Source organism: Acinetobacter sp. V2 (assembly GCF_001188385.1).
GTDB lineage: Bacteria > Pseudomonadota > Gammaproteobacteria > Pseudomonadales > Moraxellaceae > Acinetobacter > Acinetobacter oleivorans.
Window position 1 is genome coordinate 429713 of the sequence record NZ_JZFB01000003.1, and the last position, 4204, is coordinate 433916.

General features: G+C 28.5%; 4 protein-coding genes. 1 reads left to right on the forward strand and 3 read right to left on the reverse strand.

What is annotated here, in order from left to right:
- The first annotated feature begins 130 nt into the window (after positions 1 to 130).
- Positions 131 to 466, forward strand: coding sequence for a hypothetical protein (locus UC75_RS12890; RefSeq protein WP_049837835.1), 336 nt, complete (start codon positions 131 to 133; stop codon positions 464 to 466).
- Between the two features lie 184 nt (positions 467 to 650).
- On the opposite strand, the gene UC75_RS12895 is transcribed toward UC75_RS12890, so the two are convergent.
- The 3 genes from UC75_RS12895 to UC75_RS12905 are packed head-to-tail and all read right to left on the reverse strand — an operon-like array spanning position 651 to position 3652.
- Entirely contained in the window at positions 651 to 1313 is a 663-nt protein-coding gene (locus UC75_RS12895; RefSeq protein WP_049837836.1) for a hypothetical protein, read from the reverse strand.
- Positions 1314 to 1322: 9 nt separating this feature from the next.
- Positions 1323 to 2456, reverse strand: a complete 1134-nt coding sequence (locus tag UC75_RS12900; RefSeq protein WP_049837837.1) for a hypothetical protein — start codon at positions 2454 to 2456, stop codon at positions 1323 to 1325.
- Positions 2453 to 3652, reverse strand: coding sequence for a hypothetical protein (locus tag UC75_RS12905; RefSeq protein ID WP_049837838.1), 1200 nt, complete (start codon positions 3650 to 3652; stop codon positions 2453 to 2455). The genes UC75_RS12900 and UC75_RS12905 overlap by 4 nt, the downstream gene beginning before the upstream one ends.
- Positions 3653 to 4204 lie beyond the last annotated feature (552 nt).

Consider the following 4204-nt stretch of genomic DNA (forward strand, 5'->3'; position numbering starts at 1 on the left):
ACAGTGCTAAGAGCTTCTAATACTCAAGTGCAAAAGGTGAAATAAAATAAGACAAAACAAAAATAACCTTTTTTAACTTAAATTTGGGCAGATTAGTTGGTACTCTTGCGCGTCAAATTAAGGTGAGATTATGAGATTTATATTCCTCTTTATAAGCGCGATTTCAATTCAATGTTATGCAGCATCAGAAGCCATGGAACTTCATTACTGTGAAACTGTGAAGAAAGCAGCGAGTGGTGTGATGGATGCTAGACAACATGAAGTGCCAGCTAAAGAGTTACACGACATCGCCGATCATCTTGAAGAGCAACAAGCCAAACAACTTTATCAAGAGCTTATCAAATCTGCATATTCTTCAAAATTATTTGAAGACCCCCTCATTAAATCAAAAGCTGTCGAAAATTTTCAAACCACGTGGCATGAGCAATGTTTAGCAAAAGAATTAGCTAAAAATGTAAATAGCTAAATCTGCTTTGTTGAGGATAGGGTTTTTGTTGCACTTATTTACTATTATGCGAAATCCTATCTGATTCTTATAGTAGAATGAATTGAAAACCTTTAAGTAAAAGTAATTTTAATTTTTAAAGTGGCATTATAATTACTAAATTTACTTTACCTAAAATAAATTTTTAATTCATGTTCTAAAATATTTAAGAATTTATATATTTTTCATAAAAGTAGCTTATTAAATTAAAATCTAAGTGTTCAATTTTTATGGAAAAAGTAGCTTTATTGTTGAACTCTGATTCTATAAATAAGTTTTTATAATTCTCAATTACTTTTACTCTAATTAATTCACTAGAACCTCTAAGTTTAAGAATTTCGAAATCAGATAAAGCATTCTGGTTGGAATTAATCTCTATATTTGCAAAAGAGTTAATAGATAATTCGACATCAATAAATTTAGCTTTTAATATTTTTAAAGTATTTTTTTCTAAAGAATTTTTTATATTAATAGTATAGTTACTTAATGAAAAGAATAAACTATCATTGTTTTTCAAAAAAGATATAAAATTTTTTATACTTTTAGGCTGGTTTATAATGGCTAAGGTAATATTTTTCTTGTGACAGAAAATATAAAATTCTATATTTTGATATATATAATAGGAAATTTCTTCATAATCACCTGAAGGATTTAAAATTCTTTCATTTATAGATATTTTTTTATAATAAATAGCATGAATATAATCCTCTTTAACCTCATAAGTAGTTATATAACCTGCATCTATATCATTAGATGAAGTAATTAAATTTTTTTTAAAATTAGAAAAATCTTTATGAAGATTTAGTTTGTAAAAATTCAGTCTTTGCATATGGAATCCTCACTCACTATTAGTCAGAGTTTGAGAGGTTTGTGTAGGAATCGCATTTGTGTCTCCTAAATCTTTATTGAGTTCATCCATAAGCTCTCTTGCTTTTTGAAAAATTTTTGAAGTTATTTTTTTTGTATCCTCAAATGGAACGCTAGTAATTTTTGTAGCCCCATCAATGAACTTCCCATGAACAGAATACGCAAAATCAGTACAATCTTCTGGATTATTAAATCTTACTTCGAATTGATATACCTCATTTGAATTAGTTGAATGAACGGCCTGCCAAATAATTCGATAAATATGATAATGTTTAGCAAGTAGCTGTAATACAGTATCTGAGTTTAATAATTTTGATCCTTTAAAAGAAGCTTTTTTAATATATCTATTTATATCTTCAGAAGGGTCATCGTCTTGCTCATCATCTAAATTATCATCTGTTCTATTTTCCTTTTTTCTGCTTACATATATATCTACAACAGTATCATATGTAAATCCTGAAATATTTTCTATCAAATCACAATAAAATTTAAGTTTCTTTTCTTGATCTTGAATTCCAAATAGAGAGATCTCTATCTCTTGGTAAGCGGTGCTTTCTGTATTGGTTTCGATTACTTGAATGATTTTTCTTTGCCATCTATCAATATATTTATCATTTGTAGATTCTATGAAAACTTGAGAATCATCAAAGTTAAGTATGATTTCAGTAGATAAATGATCTTGACCACTAAATAAATTTTTAGAAAAATCATAAACAATATAATCAATTTTTATACTTATTTTATTGCCTAAAGGAATAATTTTGAGATCTGAGGTATGATTTAAATCAATAAGTTCTGCCTTTTCTTGTTCCAAAAAATCTCGGACTTCAGACAAATTTAAATTTGTTCCTAATAAAATACCCTTTGTAGTTTCTTTTCGACGCTTTTCCTTATCAAAGATACTTTTTATAGTTTGATAATCTTGATATGAAAGTATAGAGCGAGAAAACTTTAAAGCCCTTTTTTCTTTATTTCCTTTGCTACTTGTAAGAGTAAAGTGATTTAAGAAGAGCTCTTCGAGTACACTATTGTTAATATTGCTACTCTGAAGTGTAGTGTAAATATCTTTATCATCTGGACAGATTATATTTTTACTATTTGTCATGCTATTTCTCTGTAAAGTATTGGTTTTGTCAGAAATCTAGTTGTAATGTTTTCAACTAGTGAAAATTCAATATTTTTGAATATCTTTGCTGTATCTTCTGTTAGCTGCCAATTTTCAATATAATGAGATAAGGCATTATGGAAATTTTCTTCATATAATGAGTGTGGATTGGAGTTAATCATACGAATGTTAATATTTATATTATACTTAAAGATTTGATAGCTAGATAAAGTATCTAAAAAGAATAAAAACTCTTCTTTGCTAGCCCCTGTTAACTTATAGTAAATTACAAAACCTTCTTTTTCCCGTCCACTACCATCATTTCTCTCAAATTCTTTATATTTTATAATTAAAAACGGTCCAAGCATCATTTCAATTGTAGCAGGGCTGTCTGAAGTATCTGGAATCGGTCTACTAATTTTCAAATCGGGATAATAGAAAAACCAATCTGAACGCGGGTGAGGAAACTTATTGGTAGAGGTCAGAAAGGCTGTATCCTTCCTTATCGTATCTAAATAACAAATTGTCGCTGGATCTATAATATGTATTACTTGATTGGGCTGAATTTTTAAATTATCGATAACCACTCGCTGTTCATCAGTTTCACTTTTTTTCTTAAACAACTCTCTAATATCAGAATTATAATTGCCATCATGATTTAAAAGAAATAATAGACCTCTTATATCTCCAGTAAATAAGCAATTATATCTTGTATTCCATTCATCTGAATCTCTTGCGCAATGGATAGATTGAGACAGGGAAGATAAAGTTGATCTTAATGCATGTGGTGTAATTGAACTTTGTTTATAACTCTTTAGATCGCAATTGAAGAAAACTTTATCTTTTGTATACGGGTCAATATAGAAAAATACTGCATCTACAGGATGTGTCTTAGATAACTCATCTTTTTTTGCATCACTCATATCTTTTAATATTAAATCTTGTTCAGCTTTCAACTTATCTAATTCTTCTTTTGTACATCCTTTTTTCTCTTCATTAATTAATAGTTGTTCATATTCAGCTTTTAAATTTTCAATTTGTTTTTCTTTTAAAACCACATGACTTTGTTTATGTACACAATCAAAATTTTGATTCATTAAACCAAGTGGTAAAGTTTTCCACTTAAAAAAAGAGAATATCTCTTTTGATAATCTTTCTGCTATTTCAGCAATTCGAGCTGTTTCTCCACCTGCCATCGGACACCTTCTTTAAACTAAAAATTATTAAATAAATCAATAACTTGTATGGTATTTTGAGTTTTGGGATAATGAATATGATTTTAATACCTTTTAGGGGGTTAAATACATACTGTTGTTCTCTAGATTTAATTTCTTGAAAGTTGCTTCTGTTTTACCGTTGCGTGCAACAATAATTGATTTACCTGTTTTAAAATCACTTATTTGAAAGTCAGGATTTACATACTTTAACATTTGGTTTGGGTTCTGAAAACATCCATTATTAAATAATATTTAAACTATAATTATTTTGTCATCTTTAAAGTTAGTGCAGTTGGGGGGGACTTCTGCCGTAATCCAATATTTTCATCTACTAATAAATTATATAAGACTTATCTCATCCTAAAGCCATCAAAGAGGGTGGTGTTACAGCAGAATATAAAGCGCTCTTTAATATCAATTTTACCTAGTCAAAACTAATCAATAGACAATAAAAAAACCACCTAACTCTTTCGAATTAAGTGGTCTTTAAATTTTGGAGCGGGAAACGAGACTCGAACTCGCGACCCCAAC